The following is a 25,879-nucleotide window of genomic DNA, read 5'->3' as shown; positions in this document are numbered from 1 at the left end:
CTGACCAGGTCAGCGCCCTGCCGCTTTACTTTCAAAACCGTCACATTCCGGCCCGGGACCCCCTGCCCCGAAGCCACTTTTTCTCTCCTGCGGCTCTGCGCGCGCGCCAGGCCTGGTGCTCGCGCCGAAAGACTGCGGGGCCGCTCAGAGCGAGAAAGCCGCCGCCCGGCCAAAGCCCGGCAGAACCGGCGCTGCAGCATTGAAGGCAAAACGCCAGTCGATCCGGCCGTCGCGCTTCAGCCCGTGTTTCACCGTTCCCAGCGCGCCATTCATCTCAACCGCGGCGATGCGGCCGCCCTCTTTCAGCTGATCGGCAATCGCATCGGGCAGCTCTTCGATGCCGCCCTCGATCACGATCACATCATAGGGGCCATGTTTCGCGGCACCGGCCACCAGCGGAGCCTGGTGGATGATCGCATTATCAACCCCCTCCTGGCCAAGAATGCGCGCAGCCTCAGCCGCCAGAGCCTCATCCTCCTCGACGCCGACCACAGTTTCGGCCAGCCGCGCCAGCAGCGCAGTCGAATAGCCAAGGCCCGCGCCCAGATCGAGCACCAGCTCATCGGGGCGGATGTCGAGCGCATCGAGCATCTTGGCCATGGTGCGGGCCTCAAGCAGAACCCGGCCCGGAGCTAGGGGGACATGGGCACCGGCATAGGCGGCATCGCGCAATGCGGCGGGGACGTAAGTCTCACGCGGGATATGCAGCATTGCCTCAATGATCGGGAATTTGGTCACATCGGAAGGACGGACCTGGGTATCGACCATCGTCATGCGGCGGGACGCGAAATCGCTCATTCTGAACCCTGCGGTCTTGATCGTGCAAAGGAGGCCGGCGACCTGTGGCGGGCAGCGCGGCAAGGACTGTGCCTTTCTGCCCTGGTGCGACAAAATTGGCCAGAGCCGAAACGACCCCGAGCCGCTGCGCGCTGCAAACTGTTGCCCGCGCTCTCCGCCCTCACCCGAGAATGGCCGCGACATAGGCTTTGGTCTCGGCATAGGGCGGCACGCCGCCATGCTGCTCGACCGCGCCCGGACCGGCATTATAGGCGGCAAGCGCCAGCTTCCAGGTGCCGAATTTGCGGTGCATCATCTTCAGATAGCGCGCGCCGCCCTCAAGATTATCCTTGGGATCGTCGATATTCACCCCAAGAAGCTTCGCCGTGCCCGGCATCAGCTGCGCCAGTCCGGTCGCGCCTTTATGGCTGACCGCCCCGGCATTCCAGCCGCTTTCACGCTGCACCAGGCGCAGGAACAGCTCTTCCGGCACGCCATGTTTGCGCGCGACCGAACGGGCATGTTCGAGATATTCGCCTTTATACTTACCGGCGTAGCGCGGGATCGTCTCACCGCCTTCCGCCTCCGGGGCGGTGCCGTCTTTTTCCGCCGCTTTATATTTCGGCGTCAGTTTGACCGAGCCGGAATATTGCTTCGCCAGCCGGCCATCGAGCAAAGCCGATTGTGATTCGAAGACCGAATTGCGCGATTTGGAGGAGCCATGCAGTTTCAGCCCCTCGGCCAGGCCCGCTGCCGGCAAAAGCGCCAGCATCAGCGCCGGGGCAAGCCGGAAAAGCCTGTATCTGCCACTTTCTGGGGCCATCGCTCTGGTCTGAGGCTTCATGAAAACAACAATCCCGCAGGTCAAAACCAGCGCGGATCATAGGCAGGCTGCAGGTTTCACACCAGAAGGGAATTGCTGACCCGGACCGGTCGACCGGCAAATCCTTGCCTGGTCTGCTAAATATCCTGAGCCTGGCCGCCCTGGCGGACCCGGCTGCGCCCGATCAGCGCCTGCCTGCCAAGCTGCAGGGCGGGTCCGCAGCGCCCTTCTGGCCGCCCTGCCCGCCCGGGCGGGCGAAAGGTTGCTTGCGAAGCGATGCCCCCGCCTCTATCAGCACGCCTCAATCTTGTGTTAATCCTGTCCGGTCCACAACCGGATCAGGCAGCGAAAAGGCGGAGGCGTTTATGGCGGGATCGGTCAATAAGGTCATCATTATCGGCAATCTCGGCCGCGACCCCGAGGTCCGCAGCTTCCAGAACGGCGGCAAGGTGGTAAACCTGCGCATTGCCACTTCGGAAACCTGGCGCGACCGCAATTCGGGCGAACGCCGCGAGCGGACCGAATGGCATTCGGTGGCGATTTTCTCTGAACCCCTCGCCAAAATCGCCGAGCAATATCTGCGCAAAGGCTCGACCGTTTATATCGAGGGCGCGCTGGAAACCCGCAAATGGCAGGATCAGTCCGGCCAGGACCGCTATACCACTGAAATCGTGCTGCGTCCTTTCTCGGGCAATCTGACGCTGCTGGGCGGCCGCGGTGATGGCGGCGGCGGTGGCGCATCGGCAGGCGGCGGCGACCGCGGCTATGATGATTACGGCGGCGGCCAGTCGGGTGGCTATGGCGGCGGCCAGGGCGGCGGTTATGGTGGTGGCAGCCAGGGTGGCGGCAACCAGGGCAGCGGCGCGCGCGGCGGCTATGGCGGCGGCGCACCGGCGGGCGGCAATTCCGATCTCGATGATGAGATCCCGTTCTGATCTGACGCCCGGAGCGTAACGACATCAAACCCCCGCGTGGCCCTGAGTGGCGGCGCGGGGGTTTTCAGGACCGGACCAGCCTCAGCGCGGCAGCCGGGCAGCCTAAACCAGGCAGCCTCAGCCGGGCAGTTCGCCCTCGGCCTGCAGATCGGCAATCGTCGCCAGGATGCCCTCGCGCAGGATCGCGACCATGCGCTCAATCACCGCCTCATCAATGATAAAGGGCGGCGAAATCACGCACATATTGATCAAAGGCCGCACCAGCAGCCCCAGCTTCTGGCAATGCAGATCGACGCGTTTGCCCATTTTCTGCTCTATCGCCAGGCTCGCGGCATCGGATTTTCCCGTCGCCAGCTCGACACAGGCCATCAGGCCGATGCTGCGCACCTCTTTGACAATCGGCAGATCGCGCAGGCTTTCAAGCCTGGCCCGGAACAGCGGTTCCAGCCGGCGCACCCGCTCCAGATCGCCCGCCTCCAGCAGGTCGAGCACCTTCAGCGCCACCGCGCAGCCGATCGGATGGCTGGTATAGGTCAGCCCATGGGCAAAACAGGCCTCGGGGTGGTTGGACTGACGGATCCGCTCCAGCAGCCGCTCCGAGATCATCACCCCGCCCAGCGGGAAATAGCCCGCCGTCACACCTTTGGCGAAGGTGATCATATCGGGCTGAATACCGAAAACCGCTTCCGAGGCAAAGACATGGCCCAGCCGGCCAAAGGCCGTCACCACCTCATCCGAGATATAAAGAATATCATGCTCGGCGCAGATCTGACGCATCTCGCGCAGATAGCCCTCGGGCGCGATCACCACCCCGCCCGAGGCCTGGACCGGCTCGGCGACAAATGCGCCGATGCTCGCGGCCCCCTCCCGCGCGATCAGATCGCGAAATTCCTGCGCCAGCCGCGCCGTCAGCGCCCTCTGCCCCGCAGCATCAAGGCCCGGCGCGGGCTTCGGCTCGCTCAGATGCAGCACCAGATCTCTGGCCTGGTCCATCCAGTCGCCATCCCGCGGCCGGGCATTCATCGAGGCTGAAAGATAGGTCGAGCCGTGATAGGCCCCGCCCCGGGTGACGATGCGTTTCTTTTCCGGGCGGCCCAGCACATTATTGTAAAACTGCATGAAGCGCAGCGCGGTCTCGACCGCGGAGGAGCCGCCGGTGGTGAAGAACACATGGTTCAGATCGCCCGGCGCATGGGCGGCGAGGCGCTGCGACAGTTCAACCGCCTGTTTGCTCATCGTATACCAGGGCGAGCAATAGGACAGTTCCATCGCCTGATTATAGAGCACCCGGGCAATGCCTTCATGGCGATGGCCGAGATTGACGCACCACATGCCGGCAGGCCCGTCGATCAGCCGGTTGCCCGCGCCATCCTCGACCATGATCCCCTCGGCCTGCTCCAGATACATCCGCGCCTCGGCGCCGATATCCTCGGCCGCAGGCCAGGGCTGCATCAGATGCTGCTCTGCTGCCCTGATCGCCGCCTGCTCCCGTCCCGCCTGGTCCCATTCCGCCAGCTGCTGCCGCATGACGCCCCGCCTTATTCTAACTGGATGTTCAGTCAAAATCTTTCGATCTGTGATTCGGTGCAACTTATTTTCTGCGCCGCCCGGGCTCTGACGGGCAAAATCCCTGCGCAGGGCTGCACAGAGCAGCCGCCGGTTGCGCCCTTCCCCCCCGGAGGCAGATCCGTTAAACCAGTAGCAACCCTATGCCAGTTGCAGGACTTCAGATGGACGATAGCAAAGCCGCAGCCGAAGGCGCGCCGGTGATCCGCCCCTCCTCAACCGAACATCCGCTCTATGAAGATGTGGTTGATGCCTGCCGCACGGTCTTTGACCCCGAGATCCCGGTGAATATCTTTGATCTTGGTCTGATCTATACGATCGAGATTGATGAGGGAAATGCCGTTGCCATCACCATGTCGCTGACCGCGCCGGGCTGCCCGGTGGCGGGCGAAATGCCGGGCTGGGTGCAGGATGCGGTGGAATCTCTGCCCGGTGTGCGCGAGGTCAGCGTCACCATGACCTTCGATCCGCCCTGGGGGATGGATATGATGTCGGATGAAGCCCGGCTTGAACTGGGCTTTATGTAACCCTCTGCCCTGTGGCAGGACGGGGTTGAACCCCTGACCTGCCGCCCTTACTTTCAGAGGATATACCCCCGCGCCTGCCAGCTTTCGCCCCGGCCAGCTTCTGCCCGCCACAGCCTATGGATGAGGAAAGGCCGGATGTACAAAGGATCGAGCCATGTTCAGCATTCCCGGTAAGGCCGCCGTCACCCTCTCGCCCGCTGCGGTAAAGCAGATTTCGCGGCTGATGACGCGTGACGCCAAGGAAGGCCTGCGGATCGGCGTCCGCAAAGGCGGCTGCGCGGGCATGGAATATACCATGGATTACGTCGCCGAGGTGAACCCGCTTGACGAGGTGGTCGAGCAGGATGGCGCAAGGGTGCTGATCGCGCCGATGGCGCAGATGTTTCTGATCGGCACCGAGATCGATTACGAGACCAGCCTGCTGGAGTCGAAATTCGTCTTCCGCAATCCGAATGTGACCGAGGCCTGCGGCTGCGGCGAATCGATCAAATTCAGCGATCCCAGCCTCTGACCATACCCTCCGGCCAGGCATGGGGCGGCTGAAGGCCCCGGGCCTGCCCGGAATTTACACCCCTTGAGAACCTGCCTTCTGCGCTGCCGCTCAGCGCGGGTCGCGGGCGCGCCCTGTGTCCTGCGCCTTCCGGCAATTCATCGCGGTGTTTTGCGGCAAACCTGCCCCTGCCCGCCGCGCGCCATTGCGCCAGCGGATGGAATTTGCAATTGCGGTTGCAGATCAGCAGATCCGACAGGAGCACAGATATGCGCAAACTCGCCGCCGGTAACTGGAAGATGAACGGCACGCTCGCCGCGCTGGAGGAAATCCGGGCGCTGCTGGCCGATCACCCCGCCCCGGGCTGCGATATGCTGATCTGCCCGCCCGCGACTTTGCTGGCGCCCATGGCCGCGCTCACCGCGGGCTCGGCCCTGGCCCTGGGCGGCCAGGATTGCCATGCCCGCGCCTCGGGCGCCCATACCGGCGATCTCTCGGCCGCCATGCTGCGCGATGCGGGGGCGGCTTATGTGATCCTTGGCCATTCCGAGCGCCGCGCCGATCATGGCGAAAGCGATGCCGATGTTCAGGCCAAAACCCTTGCCGCCTGGCAGGCCGGGCTGATCGCCGTGGTCTGTATCGGCGAGACCGAAGCCGAGCGCGATGCCGGCAAGGCCCTGGAGATCGTCGGGCAGCAGCTGGCCGGCTCGCTGCCCGAAGGCGCGACGGCGGCAAATACCGTTCTGGCCTATGAGCCGGTCTGGGCGATTGGCACCGGCCGCACCCCGACAGCCGGGCAGATTGGCGAGATGCATGGCTTCATGCGCCAGAGCCTGACCGCGCGTTTCGGTGCCACGGCGCAGGAAATGGCGCTGCTCTATGGCGGCTCGGTCAAACCCTCGAATGCAGCCCCGATCTTCGCTATTGCCGATGTCGACGGGGCGCTGGTCGGCGGGGCCAGCCTGAAGGCGGCAGATTTCGGCGCGATCGTGGCGGCGCTCTCGGCCGCCTGAGCGGCTTTTGCGCCGCTTCAGCGCGCAAAACCGACAGAAGCCACGGCCCGGCAGGCCCGTAGATTTTTTCTTTGAAAAGAGGGCTTTGCGGCATCATTCTGAGGGCGTAGATCTGGGCTGCGCGCTTATGACGCGCCTCTGGCTTCGCTGCCCCCGCCCGGGCAGAAAGCGCCGGAGCCCCGCCTCAGAAAGCGCCTTTGCCATGACCACTTCGCCTGCGCCCCTGCCCCTGTCGCTGCCCGCCCGCAATCTGGCACTTGGCAATATTTTCGCGATGGGCTCGATGCTGGCCTGGGCGGCGGGGCTGCCAGCGGCAAATCTGCTGATCCCGCTATTGCCCGCCGAGCAGCTCGGCGCGGTCCGGGTCAGCATTGCGGCGCTGTTTTTGCTGCCAATCTGGCTCATTGCCGAAGGGCCGCGCGAAATGCTGCAGGCCAGCTGGCTGCGCGGCATTATGATCGGGTCGCTGCTCGGCATTTCCTCCTGGATGATCATCATCGGCCAGGGGCTTGGCGGCGCGGTGACGGCGGCGGTGATCACCGCGACCATGCCGATCTTTGCCATCGCGCTCGAGGTGCTGCTCGACGGCCGCCGCCTCAGCCGCCGCCTGGTGCTGGGCATTGCGCTTTCCATGGCCGGAGGCGTGCTGACACTTGATTTCTCAGCCGGTGGCAGCGACGTGCTGCTCGGGGTTGGTTTTTGCTGCCTGTCGATCCTGTGCTACGTGCTCGGCTCGCGTTTCACCGTGACCGCTCTGCCCGATCTGTCGCTGATCGGGCGCACCGCGCTGACCCTTTCGGGCGCGGCGATTGCCAGTATCGTGATCGCGCTGATCAGCCTCGCGCTTGGCACGCCGCTGGCCGATCCCGGCCTCTGGGGCCTGAGCGAGCTGATCGCCTTGCTGGTCTTTGCCATTGCCGGCCTGTCGCTGGCGCAGATCTTCTGGATCCGGGCGGTGCGGCGCATTGGCATTGGCATGACATCGCTGCACAGCAATGCCGCGCCCTTTTATGTGATGATCATTCTGTGGCTGTTCTTTGCCGCGCCCTGGAACTGGGCCCAGGCCGCAGCCGCGGCGCTGGTGGCGCTTGGTGTGCTGATCGCCCAGGGGGTGGTGCCGCTGCCGCGCGCCTGGCGCTGAGCTGCTCCACCGCTCCTTCGGCCCTCCCTCGCCTCTCCTGCCGCCGTTACACCGGCAGGATGGTGGTGGATTTGATTTCTTCCATGCTCAGCAGCGCGGTGACATTGTAGATTTTCACCTCTGAGATCAGCGCCTGATAAAACTGATCATAGGCCCGGGCATTTTTCACCCGCACCTTGAGGATATAATCAATATCCCCGGCCAGACGATGCGCCTCAAGCACTTCCGGGCGCTCGCGCAAAGCTCTGAGGAATGTATTTTGCCAGTCCGCCTCATGTTCCGAGGTGCGGATCAGCACGAAGAAACAGGCCTCCAGCCCCAGGGCCTCGGCATCAAGGATCACGGTCTGGCGCGAGATCACGCCCTGTTCCTTCATCCGCCGGATGCGGTTCCAGACCGGGGTCTTGGAAGAGCCGACCTTGCGGGCGATTTCATCCAGGGACTGCTCTGCATCCAGCTGCAGTTCGGACAGAATTTTCCGGTCCAGATCGTCAAGCGCGGCGCTCATTCCTGATTTCCCTCTCACAGCAGAACCTGGTTCTGACTGGGCGCAGTATCGGAATAATTTTCCTTATCTGCAAGGGTATATAGCCTGAACCCGGGAAAAAGTCCTATATATCCTGCAGCAAACGGGTATCGCCATGACTGATCTTCATTCCCTGCCCCCCTCTGTGCCGCCGGTGCTGTTCCTTGGTGCCGGTCCGGGCGCGGCAGACCATCTGACGCTTGGCGCGCTGCGCGCGCTGGAAGCCGCCGAAGTGGTGATCCATGACCGGCTGGTCGGCGATGAGGTCATGGCGCTGATCCCGCCCCATGTGCAGCGCATCGATGTCGGCAAAGAGGGGTTCGGCCCCTCGGTCAGCCAGAAGGAAATCAATCAGATCCTGGTGCGCGAGGCGCTGAGCGGCCAGCGCATCGTGCGGCTCAAGGGCGGCGATCCCGGCATCTTTGGCCGCCTTGATGAAGAGATCACCGCGCTGGAGGCGCATCGCCTCGCCTATCGCATCCTGCCCGGCCTGACCGCCGCCAGCGTGGCCGCTGCCGCGATTGGCCAGCCGCTGACCCGGCGCGGCCAGAACAAAAGCCTGCGCATTCTGACCGGCCATGACATGGCGGGCTTTGCCGAACAGGACTGGCGCGGTCTTGCCCGCCAGGGCGAGGTGGCGGCGATCTATATGGGCAAGAAATCCGCGCGCTTCATTCAGGGCCGGCTGCTGATGTATGGCGCGCGCCCCGAAACGCCGCTGACCCTGGTCGAGAATGTCTCGCGCGCCGATCAGCGCATTCACCCTGGCACGCTCTCGGATCTGCCGGGGCTGGCCAGCTGTTGCGACGGCCCTGCCGTCATCTTGTTTGGCATCGCGCCGCGCGATGCTGCCATTACCATTGCCAGAATTCACGAGGCCAAAGCATGAGCCGCCGCTATACCCCCAAAATCGTCACCGCCAACCGCCTGCGCGAGGGTGATGTGGTTTATCTGACCAGCGATGACCGCTGGAGCCTGGTACATGGCGAGGCCGAGCTGATCGAGGATGAGGCCCATGCGCAGCTGCGGCTGCTCCATGCCAATGCCCAGGGCCGCTACGTGGTCGGCGCCTATCTCGCCGATGCCAAAGCCGGACCCAAAGGCCCCGAACCCACCCATTTCCGCGAGGAATTCCGCACCCGCGGCCCCTCGAACTACGCTCATGGAAAACAGGCAGACCTCGGCCATGTATGATTACACCGATTTCGATGAATCCTTCGTGCGCGAGCGCGTGGCGCAGTTCAGCCAGCAGGTGGAACGGCGCCTCGATGGCAGCCTGACCGAGGATGAATTCAAGCCTTTGCGGCTGATGAACGGCCTCTATCTGCAGCTCCATGCCTATATGCTGCGCGTGGCCATTCCTTACGGCACGCTGAACCCCGCCAAAATGCGCCAGCTCGCCTATATCGGGGAGACCTGGGATAAGGGCTATGGTCACTGGACCACGCGGCAGAACATCCAGTTCAACTGGCCGAAACTGCCCGATGTTCCGGCGATGCTGCAGGCCCTGGCCGATGTCGGCATGCATGCGATCCAGACCTCGGGCAATTGCGTGCGCAATGTCACCGCCGATCATTTTGCCGGTGCGGCCGCCGATGAGGTTGCAGACCCCCGCCCCTATGCCGAACTGCTGCGCCAGTGGTCGACCGATCACCCGGAATTCCAGTTCCTGCCGCGCAAGTTCAAAATCGCTATCACCGGGGCCAAGGCTGACCGGGCGGTGATCCGCGCCCATGATATCGGGCTGCAGGTGGTGAAAAATGACCAGGGCGGGATCGGCTTCCGCGTTCTGGTCGGTGGTGGCCTTGGCCGCACGCCGCTGATCGGCATGGTGGTGCGTGACTTCCTGCCCGAAGCCGATCTGCTGCCCTATGTTGAGGCGGTGCTCTCGGTTTATAACATCCTCGGCCGGCGCGATAATAAGTATAAGGCCCGGATCAAGATCACTTTGCATGAGACCGGCCGCGAAGAGATCACCCGCCTGGTGGAAGAGCGTTTTGCCGAGCTGCGCCCGCTGTTTGGCGGCGCCGATCAGGCGCTGCTGGAAGAGATCCGCGCCGCCTTCGCGCCGCCCGCATTCCGCGATGCGCCCACCGATGCCTATGAGGCTTTCTACAAAGCCGATCCGGTGTTCCGCGCCTTTGCCGATACCAATCTGGCCAGGCATCGCAATGAACAATATGCAATCGTGACCATCTCGGTCAAAGCCCATGGTCAGACCCCTGGAGATGCGACCTCGGATCAGATGCGCCTGATCGCTGATCTGGCCGAACAATATGGCCATGGCGATATCCGCATCAGCCATGAGCAGAATGTGATCCTGCCGCATGTCCATAAATCCGACCTGCCGGTGATCCATGCGGCGCTGGTGAAAGCCGGTCTTGGCACGGCCAATGTCGGCCTGGCCTCGGATATCATCGCCTGCCCGGGCATGGATTACTGCGCTCTGGCCACCGCGCGCTCGATCCCGGTCGCCCAGGAGATTGCGCTGCGGATGAAAGAGCTGGATCTCGAGCATGAGATCGGCCCGCTGAAGATCAAGATCTCGGGCTGCATCAATGCCTGCGGCCATCACCATGTCGGCCATATCGGCATTCTCGGCCTCGACCGGGCCGGGGTGGAAAATTACCAGATCACCCTTGGCGGCTCGGGCGCCGAGGATGCGGCCATTGGCGATAAAACCGGGCCGGGCTTTGCCTATGATCAGGTGGTGCCGGCGGTTGAGCGCATCCTGAAAGCCTATCTCAGCCATCGCAAAGATGCCGGGGAAGACTTCCTCCAGGCCTATCGCCGCCTCGGCATGGAGCCTTTCAAGGCAGCCCTTTACCAGACCGCAGAGGCCCAGGATGCCGCTTGATCTGGCGCTCTACCCGGTTCCGGGGCGGGTGACGGCGCTGAACCAGCGCTATAAACACCATTCCGCCACCGATGTTCTCAGCCATGCGCTGCAGGATGCCGATCTGGGCCGGGTGGCGCTGGTCTCTTCCTTTGGGGCGGAATCGGTGGTTCTGCTGCATCTGGTCTCGGTTCTGGCGCCAGAAACCCCGGTGATATTCGTCGACACCCGTCTGCTGTTCAAAGAGACACTCGATTATCAGCTTGAGCTGGCCGACCGGCTCAACCTCACCGATGTGCGCACGATCCGCGCCAATCGTGAGCGGCTGAATTTTGAGGATCCGGATAATACGCTGCATCTCTACAACACCGATTCTTGCTGCAATATCCGCAAGGTAGAGCCGCTGGAACGGGCGCTTGCCCCGTTTGACGGCTGGATCACCGGCCGCAAGCGCTTTCAGAATTCCGAACGCGGCACGCTGGATTTCTTTGAGAATGAGGGCGACCGCCGCATCAAGGTCAATCCGCTGGCCCATTGGGGCCGCGAGGATCTTGAGGAATATCTGGTCAATAATAACCTGCCCCGCCATCCGCTGGTGGCGAAGGGTTACCCTTCCATCGGCTGCGCGCCCTGCACCAGCCCGGTAAAACCCGGCGAAGACCCGCGCGCCGGGCGCTGGCGCGGTCAGGGCAAGACTGAATGCGGCATCCATTTCGTCGATGGCCGCCCGGTCCGCAGCCCCTCGGGCGGTGCTTTGTGAGCCCGCCCGCTCTGCCTTTATCAAGGAATAAGCCATGAGCATTCTCGTCACCGATGCGGGCTTTGCCCCCCTGCCTGAGCGTCAGATCCCGGATCTTGCCGGTTTCGGCCCTGAAGACAGCGCTGTGGATCTGTCGAATACCGATGATCCGACCGCGCTCGGGCCGCATCTTGGCCGGATCAGCCTGATCCGCGTCGCTTTCCCGGCTTTCTCGGATGGCCGCGCTTTCACCATCGCGCGGCGGTTGCGGATGCTGGGCTATCAGGGCCAGCTGATCGCGCATGGCTATGTGATCGCGGATCAGTATGCCATGTGCCGCCGGGTCGGCTTTGACGGGGTGGAAATCTCTGAAGAGCTGGCCGCACGTCAGCCTGCCGCTCAGTGGCAATACCGCGCTGACTGGAAAGCGCATGATTACCAGAGCCGGCTGCGCGCCTGAGCGCCGCCGCGAAGGCGCCGGGCTTTCCCTTTCCGCGCCAAAGTTCTAGAAGACCGCTGCCCGAAAGACGGAGCCCGTAAAATGACCGAGACCACTGCCACTGCCGAGCGCCCGGCCAAACCACATCTGCCGGATGCCCAGATTGTCACCTCGGTGCAGCACTGGACCGACCGGCTGTTCTCGTTTCGCGTAACGCGCCCGGCCTCGCTGCGCTTCCGCTCGGGCGAGTTTGTGATGATCGGCCTCATGGGTGAGAATGGCAAACCACTGCTGCGCGCCTATTCCATCGCCTCGCCCGCCTGGGATGATGAGCTGGAATTCTATTCGATCAAAGTGCCGGAGGGCCCGCTGACCTCAAAGCTGCAGCATATCCAGCCCGGCGATGAGATCATCCTGCGCCCCAAACCCGTTGGCACCCTGGTGCATGATGCGCTTTTGCCCGGCAAAAGGCTCTGGCTGCTGGCCACCGGCACCGGTTTTGCGCCTTTCGCCTCGCTGTTGCGCGAGCCCGAGACCTGGGACAAATACGACCAGGTGATCATGATGCACACCTGCCGTGAAAAGGCCGAGCTGGAATATGGCCGCCAGCTGGTGGAAAGCCTGTCGGAGGATCCGCTGCTGTCCGAGCTGTTCGGCGAGGCGATCCGCGACAAGCTGCGCTATTATCCGACCACCACCCGCGAAGAGAGCCCGCTGATGGGACGCGTCACCGATAATCTGACCAGCGGCAAGGTCTTTGCCGATCTCGGCCTGCCGCAGATGAACCCGCAAGAAGACCGCGCCATGGTCTGCGGCTCGCTGGCCTTCAATGTCGATGTGAAGACGATCCTTGAGCAGTTCGGCCTTGAGGAAGGCGCGAATTCCGACCCGAAGCACTTCGTGGTCGAAAAGGCCTTTGTCGGCGACGGGATCTGAGCCCGCCGGATCAGCGCGGACAGAATCAGGGCCGGGGCAAAGCTGCTCCGGCCTTTGCCTTTCCGCGCCAGGCTTTTGAAAACACTTGAAAACTCTAACGAAAAAGGCCGCAGAAAATCCTGCGGCCTTTTTGCTTTTTCTCATAAAATCAAAAGCTCAGAGGCCGAGGGCCTTCTTCACCGATTCCACCGCCGGAGCGACCAGAGCCGGATTGGCCTTTGCCGCTTCCACTGCGGTTTTCAGCGTGGTTTTGCTGGCTGCATCCAGCGTCGAACCGTCGATCAGCGCCAGAACCGCATCGGCATTGAAGCTGGCCGGATCCAGAGCCGCAGCCGCGTCGCCTGCCGGTGCGCTGGTGGTGCCGCTGGCACCTTCCACCGCATTGGCCACAGCCTCACCGGCCGAAGCAGCCGCTTCCCCGGCGGCTTCAGCCGCACCGGCCGCAGCCTCGCCCAGATTTTCAGCCGCCTGCGCGGCCGCCTCGCCTGCAGTGCCTGCCGCTTCTGCAGCCGCCTGAGCCGCGGCCTGGGCCGCTGCTTCGGTCTCAGCCGCCAGAGCAGCCGCTGCCGCCGCCGCCTCTTCCTCAGCGGCCTTTGCAGCCGCCGCAGCCTTCTCAGCCTCAGCCGCCGCCGCTGCCGCAGCTTCCTCTTCAGCCTTTTTCGCTGCTTCGGCTGCCTGTTTCGCCTCGGCCTCGGCCAGAGCTGCCGCTTCCTGAGCCGGTTTATAGCTGAACTGATAATATCCGCCCGCCGCCAGAACGATCACGATGGCGCCGATGATTACACTTTTGTTCATGGTTACTCTCCCATTGCCGGCAAAAGGGGCCGGATGCCGCGGATATGGCAGGATTACCCTGTTTTGGGAAGCTTGGTGAAGGGTTTAGCATGAAAGACGGCGGAAACACCGCAGTCGACCGCTTGAAAGCCGCGCCAAGCAGGAGTAAATTCCCTGCGATTAAAACTCCAGAAGGAATCCTTACCATAGGACGCAGACCCCACAATGCCCCGCCGCAACGGGAAACCGGCCCGCGCATCAATGATCGTATCCGCGCGCCCGAGATCCGTCTGATCGGCGCGGATGGCGAAAACGTCGGTGTTGTGACCCCGGCGCGTGCACTTGCCATGGCAGAAGAAGCTGGCCTTGATCTCGTCGAGATCTCGCCCAACGCCGTTCCGCCGGTCTGCAAGATCATGGATTTCGGCAAATTCAAATACGAGAACCAGAAGCGTGAAGCCGAGGCTCGTAAAAAGCAGAAGATCATCGAGATCAAGGAAATCAAGTTCCGTCCGGGTACGGATGAGCATGATTACCAGGTTAAGATGCGCTCGGTGGTGAAATTCCTCGGCGAAGGCGATAAGGTGAAAGTCACCCTGCGTTTCCGTGGCCGGGAAATGGCACACCAGCAGCTCGGTCTGGAACTGCTGCACCGCATCGCCGGTGAAGTGACCGAGATCGGCAAGGTCGAGTCGATGCCGAAGCTGGAAGGCCGCCAGATGGTGATGATGATCGGGCCGAAATAAGCCTGAGCACATGCAGCTTTCAGAACCCCGCGCCCGGCGCGGGGTTTTTCTTTGCCCGGATCGGCTTTCGGTCCTCCGCCGTCCCCTCCACGGGGCGCGATCAGGCCGCCTCTCCCGCTGGCATCTGTGCTGAAATATCCCCGCCCGGGGCCATAACATCAGCCTTGCGGCGCGGCGCTGCCCCTTTTCCTTTGTGCCCTTATTGGCTACATCCTCAGCCCAAGAGAAAGGGACGCCCGATGCCGATGGAAAAGACCTTCAATGCCGATGAGGCCGAAGCCCGCATTTCAAAGCTCTGGCTTGATCAGAAAGTAGGCCGGGCCGGTGCCAATGCCAAAGAGGGCAAGCCCGCTTTCTCGATCATGATCCCGCCGCCGAATGTGACCGGCAGCCTGCATATGGGCCATGCTTTCAACAATACGCTGCAGGATGTGCTGGTGCGCTGGCACCGCATGCGGGGCTTTGACACGCTCTGGCAGCCCGGCACCGACCATGCCGGTATCGCGACGCAGATGGTGGTCGAGCGCGAGCTGGCCAAAGAGGGCAAGCGCCGCGACGAATTCTCGCGCCCCGATTTCCTCGGCCTCGTCTGGGAGCAGAAGAAGAAATCGCGCAGCAATATCATCGGCCAGCTGCAGCGCCTCGGCGCCAGCTGTGACTGGGACCGCGAAGCCTTCACCATGTCAGGCGCCCCGGGCGCACCCGCAGGCGAGGAAGGCAATTTCCATGATGCGGTGATCAAGGTCTTTGTCGATCTCTATAACAAGGGCCTGATCTATCGCGGCAAGCGGCTGGTGAACTGGGATCCCCATTTCGAGACCGCGATCTCGGACCTTGAGGTCGAGCAGACCGAGGTCGACGGCCATATGTGGCATTTCAAATATCCGCTGGCCGGCGGCGAGACCTATATCTACCGCGAGAAGGATGAAGACGGAAACGTCACCTTCGAGGAAGAGCGCGATTATATCTCGATCGCCACCACCCGGCCCGAGACCATGCTCGGCGATGGCGCGGTGGCCGTGCATCCTTCCGATGAGCGTTATGCCGCAATCGTCGGCAAATACTGCGAAATCCCGGTCGGGCCGGAAGAATTCCGCCGCCATATCCCGATCATCACCGATATCTATCCCGATCCCACCTTCGGCTCGGGCGCGGTCAAGATCACCGGCGCGCATGATTTCAACGATTACGGCGTGGCGCAGAGGAATGGCATCCCGCTGTTCCGGCTGATGGACACCCGGGCGCAGATGCGCTCGGATGGCCTGTCCTATGCCGAGAGCGCGGCGCTGGCGCATCAGATCCTGAATGGCGCGAAACTCTCGGAAGCCGAGATCGACCGCATCAACCTGGTGCCGGAAGAGCTGCGCGGCCTTGACCGCTATGAAGCGCGCAAGATCGTCATCTCTGCGGTGAATGGCGAGGGGCTCGCGGTCACCAAGCTGGTGAAATCGATCGATCCCGAGACCAATGCCGAGCATCTGGAACGGGTGCCGGTGGTCGAGAATAAAAAGATCATGCAGCCCTTCGGGGACCGCTCGAAAGTCGTCATCGAGCCGATGCTGACCGATCAGTGGTTCGTTGAAACCTCGAAAATCGTCGGCCCGGCTCTGGATGCGGTGCGCAATGGCGAGACCAAAATCCTGCCCGAGCGCGATGCCAAGGTCTATTTCCACTGGCTCGAGAATATCGAACCCTGGTGCATCTCGCGTCAGCTGTGGTGGGGCCATCAGATCCCGGTCTGGTATGGTCTCGATGTCTTCCCGACCGGCTTTAAGGACGATCAGGGCGATAATGCGCTGGATGAGGCCGAGCTCTTCGCCTTCCTCTATGAGGGCGGCTTCAACCATGCCGATCCGATCTATCACTGCGCCCCTTCGTTTGAGGGGGTCAGCGATCAGTTCCGCGATGCCCTGGCGCCGCTGCCGATGCCGCTGAACCAGGCCCGTCTGGTGGAAGTGGCGGACCGCGCCGAGGCGATGGACATGCTGGCCGCCAGCCTCGCCGCCTATAATCTCGACCAGGATCCGACCAAGCTGGTCTATCCGGTCTGGCGCGATGCCGATGTGCTCGACACCTGGTTCTCTTCCGGCCTCTGGCCGATCGGCACGCTGGGCTGGCCGGAACAGACCCCGGAACTGGCGCGCTATTTCCCCTCGAGCGTGCTGGTTACCGGCTTTGACATCATCTTCTTCTGGGTCGCCCGGATGATGATGATGCAGCTGGCCGTGGTCGAGGATATTCCGTTTAAAACCGTCTATGTCCACGCCCTTGTCCGCGACGAGAAGGGCAAGAAAATGTCCAAATCGCTGGGCAATGTGCTCGACCCGCTGGATCTGATCGCGGATTACGGCACCGATGCCGTGCGCTTCACCCTCGCCGCCATGGCCGCGATGGGCCGCGATCTGAAACTGTCGAAAGACCGGATCGCCGGCTATCGTAACTTTGGCACCAAATTGTGGAATGCCTGCCGCTTCGCCGAGATGAACGGCGTCTGGGAGGGCCATGCCACGCAAGAGGAGGCACCGAAGGCGACGGCTACCGCCAACCGCTGGATCATTGCCGAGACGGCAAAGACCCTCGCCGAGGTTAATCTGGCGCTGGAGGAGTTCCGCTTCGACCAGGCCGCGGATGCGCTTTATAAATTCGTCTGGGGCAAGGTCTGCGACTGGTATGTCGAATTCGCCAAGCCTTTGTTCGATGGCGCGGATGCTGATGAGACCCGCAAGGTCATGGCCTGGGTGCTCGATCAGTCGATGATCCTGCTGCATCCTTTCATGCCCTTCATCACTGAAGAGCTCTGGGCCACCACCGGCAGCCGCGCGAAACTGCTGGTCCATAGCGACTGGCCGGAATATGGCGCGGATCTGGCCGATGCCGAGGCCGAGGCCGAAATGGGCTTTGTCACCGGGCTGATCGACGAGATCCGCTCAGCCCGGGCGCAGTGCCATGTGCCGGTGGGGCTGAAGGCCGATCTGGTCGCCACCGACCTGCCCGATGCGGCCCGCGCGGCTTTCGCCCGCAATGAGGCGCTGATCCGCCGTATGGCGCGGATTGAGGCCTTCTCGGAAGGCGCGGCCCCGAAAGGCTCGATGGCAATCGCCGTTGGCGGCGCCGGTTTCGCCATCCCGCTGGAGGGGCTGATTGATGTGGCCGAAGAAAAGGCGCGGCTGAAAAAGACCGCCGAGAAACTGGCCAAAGAGATCGGCGGGCTGAAGGGCAGGCTCGACAATCCGAAATTCATCGCCTCGGCCCCGGAAGATGTGGTCGATGAGGCGCGCGGCAATCTTGAGGCGCGCGAGGATGAAAAGGCGAAAGTCGAGGCGGCGCTGGCCCGGCTGTCAGAACTTTCCTGATCTGCGACAAGGCCGCGCCCCCAAAGCGCGGCCTTTTTGCTGACCGCGTCGCGCCGGGAAAAGCGCCTCCAGGCGTGGATATTCAGGGACAGATACCCCCCCTGTCTGAATATCATCTGTCCGTAAATATCCCGGGGGGAAGGCGCGGCATGCGCCGGGGGCAGCGCCCCCCTCTCCCTTCCACCTCCTCCCAGCCAGAAACAGATTTCCAGATCCTATGAGCCGTTTTCTCACCCCGCATATTGCCGCCCTTCCCTCCTCTGTGCCCTTTACCGGGCCCGAGACCATCGAGCGGCGCAAAGGTCAGGCCTTCCGGGCCAGGCTGGGCGCCAATGAAAGCGGCTTTGGCGCCCCGCCTGCGGCCCTGGCAGCGCTTCGCGCCGCAGCGGATGAGGTCTGGATGTATGGCGATCCGGAAAATTACGATCTGAAACAGGCCATTGCGCTGAAACATGGCTGCGGGTCTGAGCATATCGCCATCGGCTCCGGGGTGGATGGGCTTTTGGGGCTGACCTGCCGCCTGACCCTGGCGCCGGGCGATAAAGTGGTCACCAGCCTTGGCGCCTATCCGACTTTTGGCTTTCATGTCGCCAATGCCGGGGCAGAGATGATCCGCGTGCCCTATCTGGGCGATCACGAAGATCCCGAGGCGCTGCTGGCGGCGGCAAAGCGCCATGGCGCAAAACTGCTCTATCTCGCCAATCCCGATAATCCGATGGGCAGCTGGCATAAAGCCGCGGTGATTGAGGCCCTGGTCAAGGCCCTGCCCGCCGATACATTGCTGATCCTGGATGAGGCCTATGGCGATCTCGCGCCCGAGGAAGCGATCCCTGAGATTGCAGCCGATCACCCCCAGGTGATCCGCTTCCGCAGCTTCTCAAAGGCCTATGGTCTGGCCGGTGCCCGGGTCGGCTATGCGCTTGCCGCGCCGGAGCTGGCCCGGGCTTTCGACAAGATCCGCGATCATTTTGGCATGTCGCGCCTCAGCCTTGCGGCCGCCACCGCAGCCCTTGGGGATCAGAGCTGGCTGGGGCAGCTGCGCGCTGATCTGAGCCGCGCAAAGGCGCGCATGGCGCAGATTGCCACGGAAAACGGCCTGACCGCGCTGGCCTCGGCCACCAATTTCGTCGCGGTGGATTGCGGAGGGGACGGTGCTTTCTCGCGCCGCATCCTCGCGGGCTGCGAGGCGCGTGGGCTGTTCATCCGTATGCCGGGCGTGGCGCCGCTCGACCGCTGCATCCGCATCAGCCTTGGCCCGGAAGCGGCGATGGATGTTGTGGCCGAGGTTCTGCCCCAGGCCCTGGCTGAAGCCAGGGCCTGAACAGGCTTACCTGGAAACCGGCTCGCTGCTCTGCGCCGGGCCGAGGGCCGGGCTGCTGCCTTCGGGGGTGATTGCCGCCCCCAGCCGCAAGGGCCTTTGCAGCGCTCCCGCCTCGGGCAGCGGATCGGCTGCGGCCAGCGGAGCAGCCCCCACGACCGGAGCCACAGGCGCAGGCGCCGCGACAGGGGCCGGGGCTTCGGCTGCACGCAGCACCGGCTGACCGGCACTTGCCGCCGTGCCGAGACTGCGGCGGAACACCAGCAGGTTCTGGAAACTGGTTTTGGTGCCGGTCAGCCCGGCGCGCTCATCCACCGGCAGGCTTTCGGCGCGCTGATACTCCCAGCCCTCGGCCGCCATTTCATTCATCAGCGCTGATAGCGCATAGGCGAAACGGTCCTCGGTGGTTTTCACACCGCGGGCTTTCTCGCCACGGCGCGGCGCCGGGACCACACGGTATTCGTATCGCTGCATCGCCTCTGGACTCCGGCCTGTTTTCCCGCTGGCCCTTATAGAGGAGAAAGCCGGCGAGGAAACTGCGCAATTCTGTGAGCAGGCCGCAGCCCGGCCTGCCCCGGCTCAGATCCTGTTACCGCAGCGGCGGCAGCGCGCTCAGGATGAGAGTTTCATCAGCACAAGCCCGCCGACGATCATCACCGCCGCCAGGATGCGCATAGCAGTGGCGGGCTCACCCAGCACCCAGATGCCGACCACAAAGGCGCCAACCGCGCCGATCCCGGTCCAGATCGTATAGGCGGTTCCAAGCGGCAGGCTGCGCATGGCAAAGGACAACAGGCCAAAGCTGAAAATCATCGCCACCAGCGTGACCACACTTGGCCCGATCCGGGTGAACCCTTCCGAGAGTTTCATCGAATAGGCCCAGAGAACTTCGAGCAGGCCAGCAATAAAAAGAAATACCCATGCCATCGGGGCAGGCTCCTGAGAAAGCCGGGCCGTCCCGGAACAGAAGTCACGAAAGCCGGGTCGTCCCGGCCCCGTTCTGCCGCCACGCGGCAAGGGCCACGGTTTCCGCCCATGACGGGGAAATTAACCAAACAGGGGCGCAGGTCAAGCAAACCTGCGCCCCTGTTATCACTTTAATGCCCCGCAGAAAAACCCGGCTCAGAGGCCGAGCTTTGCCATCACCAGCTCATTGACCGCGCCGGGAGCGGCCTTGCCGCCGGTGGCTTTCATCACCTGGCCGACGAACCAGCCCGCCAGTTTCGGGTTCTGCTTCGCCTTCTCGACCTGCGCCGGGTTCTCGGCGATGATCTGATCGACCGCCGCCTCAATCGCCCCGGTATCGGTGACCTGTTTCATGCCGCGCGCCTCGACAATCTCGGCAGGCACGCCGCCTTCGGTCCAGACAATCTCGAACAGATCCTTGGCGATTTTACCCGAGATCACATTCGCCGAAATCAGATCGACGATCCCGCCCAGCTGATCGGCCGAGACCGGGCTTTCGCCGATCTCCTGGCCTTCTTTCTTCAGCCGGCCAAACAGCTCATTGATCACCCAGTTGGCCGAGAGCTTGCCGTCACGACCCTTGGCGACCGCATCGAAATAGCTGGCGTTTTCCAGCTCGGCCGTCAGCACGGATGCATCGTAATCGGTCAGGCCGTAATCGCCCATGAAGCGGGCTTTCTTGGCATCGGGAAGCTCCGGCATCGAGGCGGCAATGTCATCGACCCAAAGCTGCTCAATCTCGAGCGGCAGCAGATCCGGGCAAGGGAAGTAGCGGTAATCATGCGCTTCTTCCTTCGAGCGCATCGAGCGCGTCTCGTTTTTATCGGGATCGTAGAGCCGGGTTTCCTGGGTGATCTCGCCGCCATCTTCCAGAATTGCGATCTGGCGACGGGCCTCATAATCGATGGCCAGCTGGATGAAGCGCATCGAGTTCATATTCTTCAGCTCGCAGCGCGTGCCGAGATGCGAGAAATCGCCGCTGGCCTGGAATTTCTCATACTGACCCGGACGGCAGACCGAGACGTTCACATCGGCGCGCAGATTGCCGTTTTGCATATTGCCGTCACAGGTGCCCAAGTAGCGCAGGATCTGGCGCAGCTTGACCACATAGGCCGCCGCCTCTTCCGGGCCACGGATATCGGGGCGCGAGACGATTTCCATCAGCGCCACACCGGTGCGGTTGAAATCGACGAAGCTGAGGTTGGGGTCGATATCATGGATCGACTTGCCGGCATCCTGCTCAAGATGGATACGCTCGATGCGCACCAGACGGCCCACGCCCGGCCCCATCTCGACCATCACCTCACCCTCGCCGACGATCGGGTGGTAAAGCTGGCTGATCTGATAGCCCTGCGGCAGATCCGGGTAGAAATAGTTCTTGCGGTCAAAGGCCGAGCGCAGGTTGATCCCGGCTTTCAGGCCCAGCCCGGTGCGCACCGCCTGTTCGATGCAGAATTCATTGATAACCGGCAGCATGCCCGGCATGGCGCTGTCAACGAAAGACACATTGGTATTGGGCTCGGCACCGACCTGGGTCGAGGCACCCGAGAACAGTTTGGCGTTTGAGGCAACCTGGGCATGGATTTCCATCCCGATCACCAGTTCCCAGTCATGCTTCGCGCCTGCGATTACTTTCGGGGCGGGGGGGGTGAAGGTCAGGTCGAGCATCTCATCCTTCCGGGTGGCAGCTGCTGTATAAAGGGTCTTTCGCCCGGGTTTAGGGCCGCAAGGCCCCGGGAGCAAGGGGCGGATTGCTTCTACAGCCCGGCGCAGCAGCCGCAGGCCAGTGCCAGAGACCGGGCGGCTTTGTCACAGAAAATGCCGCGATTTCCCTGTAGACAGCGGAAATACGCTCAGCGCCTGCCGCGCGGGGTGGCGAGAATTCGCCGCCCGGTTTTCGCGTGGTTGCTGAAATCTGGTGGCGGGACCGGCTTTGCTCTATGCCGCCCCGGTCAGATCCGCCGGGCTAACCGGGAAGAAGACACCGTCCCGGGGCCACAGCGAGCTTAACCTATGCAAGTTTTCAGATCAGGCATCAGTGCCATCGCAACCCTGACAGCAGCGCTGCTGCTCGCAGGTTGCGTCGAAGCCGGAAATACCACCCGCTTTGGCTCTGCGCCCTCTGAAAGCTTTATCGCCCGCGCCCCTATGGGCTGGGAACGCCATACCGGCAACAAAGACTGGACCATCGAGGCGCTGGCGGCGGTGACCGCCAAGGACGCGCTGCTGTCCTCGAAAGTCCCCGCCGATATCGCCACCTGGTGCCCGGGCTATAAGGATGCGCCAATTGAACAGCGCCGCGCCTTCTGGGTCGGGCTGATGAATGCGGTGGCCAAGCATGAGAGCACCTGGAATCCGCGCGCCTCGGGTGGCGGTGGCCGCTATATCGGGCTGATGCAGATCTCGCCCGCCACGGCAAAGCTGTATAAATGCGACGCCACCTCGGCGGCGGCGCTGAAAGACGGCGGTCAGAATCTCAGCTGCGCCGTTGAGATTTTTTCGAAAAATGTCGCGCGTGACGGTGTGGTTGCCGGCAATGGCAGTCTCGGCATCGGCCGCGACTGGGGCCCGTTCCGCAAATCCTCAAAGCGCGCCGAAATGGCGGCGGTGACCTCGGCTCAGCCCTGGTGCGCCGGGAGCAAACAGGCCAAACTCTGACGCAAGACCTGCCGCCCGGAGAAATCTGAAAGCCGCCCCCTCCCGGGAGCGGCTTTTGTCATCTCAGCCCGCGGCGCGCATCCGTCCGGCCATTTCGCCCAGATCGCGGCTGAGGCCCGGGGTGGCGAGGATGCGGTCGAGCTCGGCCGTGATCAGGGCGCGCCGCGCCGGATCATAACGCGGCCAGGTCTCAAACGCCGCCGAGACCCGGGCCGCGCTTTGCGGGTTCAGCGCATCGAGCCGGATCAGCCAGTCCGCCAGCAGCCGGTAGCCCGCGCCATCGGCGCGGTGGAAACCGGCATGATTGGCACTCAGCCCACCAAAGACCGCACGGAAGCGGTTGGGGTTCTTCAGATCAAAGCCTGGATGTGCCGCCAGCTCTGCCACCAGCTCCACCGCCTGGTCGGGCGCCGCCAGCGCCGCCTGCAGCATGAACCATTTGTCCATGACATTGCGGTCCTGTTGCCAGCGGGCGGCGAAAGCGGCCAGCTCGGCCCCGCCCGCGCCAATATCGAGCAAAGCCGTCAGCGCGCCGATGGCGCTGGTCATATTATCCGCCGCATCAAAGGCCTGGCGCGCCGCCGCGCCGCCATCGAGCCGGGTCTGCAAGGCCAGAAGCCCGGCCGAAAGACTGCGCCGCCCTGCCCCTTCGGCATCAGGCAGGAAGGGCCGGTCCGAGGCGAGACCGGCGATCAGCCCGGGCAGATCAGCGCTCAGCCCCCCGGCCAGCAGATCCTGAGCCGCGCGCCGGGCGCTGCGGATCGCTTCCGGATCCGGCAGATGGCCGCGCTCACTCAGCGCCTGGGCCAGATCATCCTCGGAGGGCAGCCGCAGCGTCAGCGCCCGGAAGGCCGGATCAAGGCTTTCGTCGCGGATCAGCGCCGCCAGCGCCGCAGCCCAGGTTGCGCGCAGATCCGCGCCGCCGGTCAGCTGCGCCACCAGCATCTCGCGCGCCAGCGAGCGCCCGGCCTCATAGCGGTTAAACAGATCGGTATCATGGGCCAGCAGGAAGGCACGCTCGGCGGCGCTGCTGTCGCGCGCCAGCAGCACCGGCGCCGAGAAGCCGCGCAGGATCGAGGGCACCGGCCGCGCCGTCAGCCCCTCAAAGCGGAAGCTCTGCTGCACTTCGGTCATTTCCAGCACTTCGGTCGGGCGGATCTCATCGCCATTCGGCCCCAGCAGGCCGACCGCAATCGGGATCACCCGCGGGTTTTTCTGCTTTTGTCCCGGCGTCGGCGGCGTGTGCTGGGTGAAGCTCAGGGTATAGACCCCCGCCTCCCCGGCCTCCCCCACCTCCCAGGCCTCACTGACTTCAAGGCGCGGCGTGCCGGCCTCGCTGTACCAGCGTTTGAACTGCGACAGATCACGGCCGGTCACATCCTCAAACACCTTCAGCCAGTCCTCGATCGTCGCCGCCTCGCCATCATGGCGGCTGAAATAGAGATCAAGCGCCTTCGCATAAGCCGCATCCCCGACCAGGGTCTTGAGCATAGCGATCAGCTCGGCGCCTTTTTCATAGACCGTGGCGGTGTAGAAATTATTGATCTCGACAAAGCTTTCGGGGCGCACCGGATGGGCCAGCGGCCCCTGATCCTCGCGAAACTGCCGCGCGCGCAGCAAAGCCACATCCTCGATGCGCTTAACGGCATGGCTGCGCATATCGCCCGAGAACTGCTGATCGCGGAACACGGTCAGCCCCTCTTTCAGGCAGAGCTGGAACCAGTCGCGGCAGGTGATGCGGTTGCCGGTCCAGTTGTGGAAATATTCATGGGCAATGATCGCCTCGATCCGGGCGAAATCATCATCGGTAGCGCTTTCGGCATCGGCGAGCACGAATTTGGAGTTGAAGATATTCAGCCCCTTATTCTCCATCGCCCCCATGTTGAAATCATCCACCGCGACGATATTGAACACATCGAGATCATATTCGCGGCCGTAGACCTCTTCATCCCATTTCATCGAGCGGATCAGGCTGTCCATCGCCCAGGCGCAGCGGCTCTCATCCCCGGCCCGCACCCAGATCGCCAGATCGACCTTCCGGCCCGACATGGTGGTGAAACTGTCGCGACAGGCCACCAGATCACCCGCCACCAAAGCAAAGAGATATGAGGGTTTCGGCCAGGGATCATGCCATTCGGCCCAGCCCGGCCCCGAGGCGGTGGGATTGCCATTCGACAGCAGCACCGGCAGATCGCTCTCGATGCGCACCGTATAGCGCGTCATCACATCGGGACGGTCGGGCCAGAAGGTGATTTTGCGAAAGCCCTGAGCCTCGCACTGGCTGCAATACATGCCATTGGACATGTAAAGCCCCTCCAGCGCAGTATTGCTCACCGGATCAATCAGCACCTCGGTTTCCAGCACGAAAGGCGCATCGGGCAAGAGATCGGCAGGAAGGGTCAGCCCGGTCGGATCCGGGGTCAGATCGATGAGCTGGCCATCGAGACGCAGCGACACCAGACGCAAAGCCTCGCCGTCGAGACGCAGCACATGGCGGCCACGCGCCGCAGCCGAGGGCCGCAGATGCAGCCTGGCGCTGACCCTGGTGCCTTTCGGCGCGAGCCGGAAGCAAAGCTCTGCCTTATCAAGCACATGGCTATAGGGCTGATAATCGGCGAGCCAGATGCTGCGCGGATCGGCAGCGGTGACCGGCGGGGTTTCAGAGGACATGACTTTCCCTTTCCTCAGGCAACGCCGCCCTGAAAGTCCAGGGGGCGCGGCACAGGCAGGGCTGCAGACTGAACCTCTGCCCCGGCAGATACAAGCGCTGGCCGGGCTCAGCCCGGCAAAGCGGCGGCCTCGCGGCGGGCCAGCGCCAGCTGCAGATAAAGCGCCACATCCTTGCTAAGCCCCAGCTCGCCCTCCAGCACGCTGGCAAAGGGAAACCAGGCCGCCTCTTCCGCATCATCCCCGGCGCAGACCGGGCCGGGCTGGCCCTCGCAGAGCACCACGCCGAGGTAATAATGATAGAGCACCCCACCCTCGGGATCGCGGTCGATCAGCTCGATCCGGCCCAGCTCCTCAACCGCCACCGCGACCAGCCCGGTCTCCTCGGCCAGTTCGCGCACCGCCGCCTCGGCCATGGTCTCGCCAAATTCAACCTTGCCGCCCGGATAGCCCCAGAGGCCCTGATCGGGCGGATTGGCGCGGCGCACCAGCAGCACTTCACTGCCGGACAGGGTGAGAGCAAGCGCGGCAAGCCGCGGCAGGCGAGGGGAAATTTCGGTCAAATCCGGCTCCGGCTGGCCGGCTGAGATCGCCGGGTCGGCGCCAGAATGACAGGAAAATCAGCATACTGTCCATGCCGCATCTGCCA

25 protein-coding genes are annotated in these 25,879 nt (G+C 63.3%); 15 read left to right on the top strand and 10 right to left on the bottom strand.

Translation table 11 applies throughout. The features are described from left to right. Positions 1 to 144: 144 nt before the first annotated feature. A complete protein-coding gene (locus H0485_RS04485) occupies positions 145 to 798 on the bottom strand; it encodes a protein-L-isoaspartate O-methyltransferase family protein (RefSeq protein ID WP_226934164.1) in 654 nt (217 codons plus the stop codon). Between the two features lie 160 nt (positions 799 to 958). Then, complete coding sequence (locus H0485_RS04480; protein WP_435531479.1) at positions 959 to 1,600, bottom strand: lytic transglycosylase domain-containing protein; 642 nt, start codon at positions 1,598 to 1,600, stop codon at positions 959 to 961. A gap of 365 nt (positions 1,601 to 1,965) precedes the next feature. On the opposite strand from H0485_RS04480, the gene ssb reads away from it, so the two are divergent. Then, on the top strand, positions 1,966 to 2,535 hold the full coding sequence (gene ssb / locus H0485_RS04475; RefSeq protein ID WP_226934163.1) for a single-stranded DNA-binding protein: 570 nt from the start codon (positions 1,966 to 1,968) through the stop codon (positions 2,533 to 2,535). 117 nt (positions 2,536 to 2,652) lie between these two features. On the opposite strand, the gene H0485_RS04470 is transcribed toward ssb, so the two are convergent. Further along, positions 2,653 to 4,062: an aminotransferase gene (locus H0485_RS04470; protein ID WP_226934162.1), complete on the bottom strand. Its 1,410-nt coding sequence runs from the start codon at positions 4,060 to 4,062 to the stop codon at positions 2,653 to 2,655. A gap of 203 nt (positions 4,063 to 4,265) precedes the next feature. Here H0485_RS04470 and H0485_RS04465 point away from each other — a divergent pair, with 203 nt between their 5' ends. The 4 genes from H0485_RS04465 (at position 4,266) to H0485_RS04450 (ending at position 7,272) form a co-directional block, all read left to right on the top strand. Continuing rightward, the gene (locus H0485_RS04465; RefSeq protein ID WP_226934161.1) at positions 4,266 to 4,628 is read left to right on the top strand and encodes an SUF system Fe-S cluster assembly protein; all 363 of its coding nucleotides are present in this window, start codon (positions 4,266 to 4,268) and stop codon (positions 4,626 to 4,628) included. Between the two features lie 154 nt (positions 4,629 to 4,782). Beyond that, a complete protein-coding gene (locus H0485_RS04460; RefSeq protein WP_226934160.1) occupies positions 4,783 to 5,139 on the top strand; it encodes a HesB/IscA family protein in 357 nt (118 codons plus the stop codon). Positions 5,140 to 5,387: 248 nt separating this feature from the next. Then, complete coding sequence (gene tpiA, locus H0485_RS04455; RefSeq protein ID WP_226934159.1) at positions 5,388 to 6,131, top strand: triose-phosphate isomerase; 744 nt, start codon at positions 5,388 to 5,390, stop codon at positions 6,129 to 6,131. A 202-nt stretch (positions 6,132 to 6,333) separates the two neighbouring features. Beyond that, positions 6,334 to 7,272, top strand: a complete 939-nt coding sequence (locus H0485_RS04450; protein WP_226934158.1) for a DMT family transporter — start codon at positions 6,334 to 6,336, stop codon at positions 7,270 to 7,272. 46 nt (positions 7,273 to 7,318) lie between these two features. Here the strand turns inward: H0485_RS04450 and H0485_RS04445 are convergent, their stop codons facing one another. Continuing rightward, a complete protein-coding gene (locus H0485_RS04445; RefSeq protein ID WP_226934157.1) occupies positions 7,319 to 7,780 on the bottom strand; it encodes an Lrp/AsnC family transcriptional regulator in 462 nt (153 codons plus the stop codon). Positions 7,781 to 7,913: 133 nt separating this feature from the next. Here H0485_RS04445 and cobA point away from each other — a divergent pair, with 133 nt between their 5' ends. The 6 genes from cobA to H0485_RS04415 all read left to right on the top strand — a co-directional run bounded on the left by cobA (position 7,914) and on the right by H0485_RS04415 (position 12,748). Beyond that, the gene (cobA, locus tag H0485_RS04440; protein ID WP_226934156.1) at positions 7,914 to 8,687 is read left to right on the top strand and encodes a uroporphyrinogen-III C-methyltransferase; all 774 of its coding nucleotides are present in this window, start codon (positions 7,914 to 7,916) and stop codon (positions 8,685 to 8,687) included. Further along, positions 8,684 to 8,992, top strand: coding sequence for a DUF2849 domain-containing protein (locus H0485_RS04435; protein WP_226934155.1), 309 nt, complete (start codon positions 8,684 to 8,686; stop codon positions 8,990 to 8,992). The genes cobA and H0485_RS04435 overlap by 4 nt, the downstream gene beginning before the upstream one ends. After that, positions 8,985 to 10,655, top strand: coding sequence for a nitrite/sulfite reductase (locus tag H0485_RS04430; RefSeq protein WP_226934154.1), 1,671 nt, complete (start codon positions 8,985 to 8,987; stop codon positions 10,653 to 10,655). Before H0485_RS04435 ends, H0485_RS04430 begins: the two co-directional genes overlap by 8 nt. Next, positions 10,645 to 11,394 carry a phosphoadenylyl-sulfate reductase gene (locus tag H0485_RS04425; protein WP_226934153.1) on the top strand — a complete coding sequence of 250 codons (750 nt, stop codon included), beginning with the start codon at positions 10,645 to 10,647 and terminating at the stop codon, positions 11,392 to 11,394. The genes H0485_RS04430 and H0485_RS04425 overlap by 11 nt, the downstream gene beginning before the upstream one ends. Before the next feature lie 34 nt (positions 11,395 to 11,428). Next, complete coding sequence (locus H0485_RS04420; RefSeq protein ID WP_226934152.1) at positions 11,429 to 11,833, top strand: DUF934 domain-containing protein; 405 nt, start codon at positions 11,429 to 11,431, stop codon at positions 11,831 to 11,833. An 81-nt stretch (positions 11,834 to 11,914) separates the two neighbouring features. Next, positions 11,915 to 12,748, top strand: coding sequence for a ferredoxin--NADP reductase (locus tag H0485_RS04415; RefSeq protein WP_226934151.1), 834 nt, complete (start codon positions 11,915 to 11,917; stop codon positions 12,746 to 12,748). A 156-nt stretch (positions 12,749 to 12,904) separates the two neighbouring features. Here the strand turns inward: H0485_RS04415 and H0485_RS04410 are convergent, their stop codons facing one another. Further along, complete coding sequence (locus H0485_RS04410) at positions 12,905 to 13,543, bottom strand: hypothetical protein (RefSeq protein ID WP_226934150.1); 639 nt, start codon at positions 13,541 to 13,543, stop codon at positions 12,905 to 12,907. A gap of 89 nt (positions 13,544 to 13,632) precedes the next feature. On the opposite strand from H0485_RS04410, the gene infC reads away from it, so the two are divergent. The 3 genes from infC (at position 13,633) to H0485_RS04395 (ending at position 18,942) form a co-directional block, all read left to right on the top strand. Next, the gene (infC, locus tag H0485_RS04405) at positions 13,633 to 14,268 is read left to right on the top strand and encodes a translation initiation factor IF-3 (RefSeq protein ID WP_226934149.1); all 636 of its coding nucleotides are present in this window, start codon (positions 13,633 to 13,635) and stop codon (positions 14,266 to 14,268) included. A gap of 239 nt (positions 14,269 to 14,507) precedes the next feature. Then, positions 14,508 to 17,621 carry a valine--tRNA ligase gene (locus H0485_RS04400; RefSeq protein WP_226934148.1) on the top strand — a complete coding sequence of 1,038 codons (3,114 nt, stop codon included), beginning with the start codon at positions 14,508 to 14,510 and terminating at the stop codon, positions 17,619 to 17,621. 217 nt (positions 17,622 to 17,838) lie between these two features. Beyond that, positions 17,839 to 18,942: a pyridoxal phosphate-dependent aminotransferase gene (locus H0485_RS04395; protein ID WP_226934147.1), complete on the top strand. Its 1,104-nt coding sequence runs from the start codon at positions 17,839 to 17,841 to the stop codon at positions 18,940 to 18,942. A gap of 6 nt (positions 18,943 to 18,948) precedes the next feature. Here H0485_RS04395 and H0485_RS04390 read toward each other — a convergent pair whose 3' ends face one another. From H0485_RS04390 to gatB, 3 genes are all read right to left on the bottom strand, one after another. Further along, on the bottom strand, positions 18,949 to 19,413 hold the full coding sequence (locus tag H0485_RS04390) for a DUF4177 domain-containing protein (RefSeq protein WP_226934146.1): 465 nt from the start codon (positions 19,411 to 19,413) through the stop codon (positions 18,949 to 18,951). A gap of 138 nt (positions 19,414 to 19,551) precedes the next feature. Beyond that, a complete protein-coding gene (locus H0485_RS04385) occupies positions 19,552 to 19,866 on the bottom strand; it encodes a DMT family transporter (protein WP_226934145.1) in 315 nt (104 codons plus the stop codon). Positions 19,867 to 20,061: 195 nt separating this feature from the next. Then, positions 20,062 to 21,573 carry an Asp-tRNA(Asn)/Glu-tRNA(Gln) amidotransferase subunit GatB gene (gene gatB, locus H0485_RS04380; RefSeq protein ID WP_226934144.1) on the bottom strand — a complete coding sequence of 504 codons (1,512 nt, stop codon included), beginning with the start codon at positions 21,571 to 21,573 and terminating at the stop codon, positions 20,062 to 20,064. A gap of 345 nt (positions 21,574 to 21,918) precedes the next feature. Here gatB and H0485_RS04375 point away from each other — a divergent pair, with 345 nt between their 5' ends. Continuing rightward, the gene (locus H0485_RS04375; RefSeq protein ID WP_226934143.1) at positions 21,919 to 22,563 is read left to right on the top strand and encodes a transglycosylase SLT domain-containing protein; all 645 of its coding nucleotides are present in this window, start codon (positions 21,919 to 21,921) and stop codon (positions 22,561 to 22,563) included. A gap of 63 nt (positions 22,564 to 22,626) precedes the next feature. On the opposite strand, the gene pepN is transcribed toward H0485_RS04375, so the two are convergent. Beyond that, entirely contained in the window at positions 22,627 to 25,233 is a 2,607-nt protein-coding gene (pepN, locus tag H0485_RS04370; protein ID WP_226934142.1) for an aminopeptidase N, read from the bottom strand. A 107-nt stretch (positions 25,234 to 25,340) separates the two neighbouring features. Further along, positions 25,341 to 25,793, bottom strand: a complete 453-nt coding sequence (locus H0485_RS04365) for an NUDIX hydrolase (RefSeq protein WP_226934141.1) — start codon at positions 25,791 to 25,793, stop codon at positions 25,341 to 25,343. Positions 25,794 to 25,879: the final 86 nt, after the last annotated feature.

It is taken from the genome of Pseudogemmobacter faecipullorum (assembly GCF_020539525.1).
Lineage (GTDB): Bacteria > Pseudomonadota > Alphaproteobacteria > Rhodobacterales > Rhodobacteraceae > Pseudogemmobacter > Pseudogemmobacter faecipullorum.
This window is presented reverse-complemented; position numbering and strand designations above follow the sequence as displayed.